The organism is Mycobacterium sp. 1245499.0 (assembly GCF_001673615.1).
GTDB lineage: Bacteria > Actinomycetota > Actinomycetes > Mycobacteriales > Mycobacteriaceae > Mycobacterium > Mycobacterium europaeum_A.
In genome coordinates, this window is record NZ_LZMG01000084.1 from 1 (window position 1) to 2398 (window position 2398).

General features: G+C 65.9%; 3 protein-coding genes and 1 pseudogene. 3 read left to right on the plus strand and 1 reads right to left on the minus strand.

Annotation, left to right across the window (positions count from 1 at the left end; translation table 11 throughout):
- A pseudogene (locus A5646_RS28730) lies at positions 1 to 76 on the minus strand (superoxide dismutase); the annotation flags it as partial.
- Between the two features lie 120 nt (positions 77 to 196).
- On the opposite strand from A5646_RS28730, the gene A5646_RS04285 reads away from it, so the two are divergent.
- The 3 genes from A5646_RS04285 to A5646_RS04295 all read left to right on the plus strand — a co-directional run.
- Complete coding sequence (locus tag A5646_RS04285; RefSeq protein ID WP_066863795.1) at positions 197 to 730, plus strand: peptidase; 534 nt, start codon at positions 197 to 199, stop codon at positions 728 to 730.
- Between the two features lie 598 nt (positions 731 to 1328).
- Positions 1329 to 1727, plus strand: coding sequence for a hypothetical protein (locus A5646_RS04290; RefSeq protein ID WP_007771864.1), 399 nt, complete (start codon positions 1329 to 1331; stop codon positions 1725 to 1727).
- A 142-nt stretch (positions 1728 to 1869) separates the two neighbouring features.
- The coding region (locus tag A5646_RS04295; protein ID WP_067020102.1) for a DUF6474 family protein at positions 1870 to 2398 on the plus strand (529 nt) is incomplete at its 3' end.

Consider the following 2398-nt stretch of genomic DNA (forward strand, 5'->3'; position numbering starts at 1 on the left):
AACCCTGCAGCCCGTTGGCGGCCGCGCTGAACTGCGCGCGGAAGCGGTCGAAGGATCCGAAGGCGTCATCGATCGCGTGAGTAGGTCTGCGCCGCTGACCGTGTCGTGTTGCACGGCGCCTAAACCGCAGGCATGCTTAATTATTCGGACTTGCCAGTGTGGTTGTTCCAAGCGGAGTCATCGCGCGGAGGTCGAGATGGAAACTGGGTCGGACGGGCCTATCGGGGTGTCCCCGTTCCATTCTCGTGGTGCCTTGAAGGGGTTCGTGATCTCCGGGCGGTGGCCCGACTCGACCAAGGAATGGGCCCAGCTCCTCATGGTCGCCGTCAGAATCGCGTCGCTGCCCGGATTGCTCTCGACCACAACGGTGTTCGGTGCGCGCGAAGAACTTCCGGACGAACCCGAGCCCGGCACGGTTGGCCTGGTGCTGGCCGAGGGCACGGTGTTCGGTGAATCCGCCATCCAGCCAGGCTATTTCGCGGAGCATCAGCCGCCGGCTCTGCTCATGTTGCACCCGCCGTCGGAAACCACACCGTCACTGCCCGAATGCACCGGCGCGGCATCGGGATGCGTCTTGCTGCCGGGACTGCCCTATCTCGGACTCGAGCATCGTGCGGCCTGGGTGGAGGCCGAGGCCGACGGGACCATCACCTCGATGGTGAGCCGGGTCGGCGTCGACCCGATCAGCCACCCCGATACGGCGATACTGGCGATGCTGCTCGCCGCGTAACGAAAAGCCGGTTTGCGCCGCGCTTTCGCTGCCCGCGCGCGAACCGCGATTCGCCTTGCCCGACGCTGGCGTGACCGTCTGCACCCGCGCGGCCCGTTTCCGCAACCGCGGTCCCATATACGCTGCGGCGCCGCAGAACCGTCGACGCAATCGGGGCGCTACCAAAGGTATCCGGCTAAGTTAACGACGCCTCGACCACCGGCGGCCGGGGCCGCCCGCCGGGCACGCGCGACCGTCGCGCAGGCGTTTTTCCCACTCGACAGCAAAGGATGGGCTAAATCGCCCCGGATTGTCGGCCCGTTGCGGAGCGATCGCCCAGCACGTTCCGGCATATTATCGCACCCGTCAGCGTGCGGTTCGCCCGCCACCTTGGAACGAACCTGCAATTCTGCGGATAACCTGTGAGTTCCAAGGATTTAGTGGACACCCCAGCGAATCAGTTAGACGCTCGTCAAGTGGGGAGTTGGCAAGCGTCAGCTATGCCGGTCGGGAATCCCTTGGGGTTTGCACCTGGTTACGGTCACCAAGCCTCGCTACCATGATCAGCAAATACACCTAGGTAATAGTTCACTTCTACAGCCCAGTGGAGGTCATATCAATGAGCACGACGTTCGCTGCTCGCCTGAATCGCCTGTTCGACACGGTGTATCCCCCGGGACGCGGGCCGCACACCTCCGCGGAAGTGATCGCGGCGCTCAAGGCGGAGGGCATAACGATGTCGGCTCCCTACCTCTCCCAGTTGCGTTCCGGCAACCGCACCAACCCGTCGACGGCGACCATGGCCGCTTTGGCCAATTTCTTCCGCATCAAGTCGGCGTACTTCACCGACGACGAGTACTACGAGAAGCTCGACAAGGAACTGTCGTGGTTGGCCACGACGCGCGACGACAATGTGCGCCGCATCGCGGTTCGCACGGCAGAGCTGTCCCCCGAGGCGCAGCGCGAGGTCATGGAGCGAGTCAACGAACTGCGCCGCGCCGAGCACTTAGACGCCTGACGTCCACGCCGGGCACCGGCCGTCGAGCCTGCCCTGGAGGGCTGCCGCCCGCCCATTCCGATTAGGGTTGGCTCAGCGGATCGCGCAACCGCGAGAGCGATAGACAACGATTGCCAGCGAGATCACCGGGAGGCGGCCGGGAATGGGCCTGTTCCGCAAGCGAAAGAGCCGCGCGACGCGTCGCGCCGAAGCCCGCGCGATCAGGGCCCGCGCGAAGCTCGAGGCCAAGCTGGCCGCGAAAAACGAGGTGCGCCGCGCCAAATCCGCTCAGCGGGCCGAGAGCAAGGCGCTGCGCGCGCAGATCAAGGCGCAACGGGACCGCGACCGCAACGCCCTGAAGGTCGCGGAGGCCGAACTCAAGGCCGTGCGGGAGGGCAAGATCTTCTCACCGACGCGGATCCGCCGGGTGCTGACGGTGTCCCGGTTGCTCGCGCCGATCCTCACGCCGCTCATCTACCGGGCGGCGGTCGCGGCCCGCGCGCTCATCGATCAGCGTCGCGCGGATCAACTCGGCATTCCGCTGGCGCAGATCGGCCAGTTCTCCGGTCACGGCGCCCAGCTGTCGGCCCGCATCGCGGGGGCGGAGAAGTCGCTGCGCACGGTGCAGGACAAGAAGCCCAAGGACGCCGAGACCAAGCAGTTCGTCTCCGCCATCGCCGAGCGGCTCAGCC

Excerpts from the sequence above, each read along its gene's own strand:
- A5646_RS04290 (WP_007771864.1), top strand. The coding sequence starts at position 1,329 with ATGAGCACGACGTTCGCTGCTCGCCTGAATCGCCTGTTCGACACGGTG.
- A5646_RS04285 (WP_066863795.1), top strand. The coding sequence starts at position 197 with ATGGAAACTGGGTCGGACGGGCCTATCGGGGTGTCCCCGTTCCATTCT.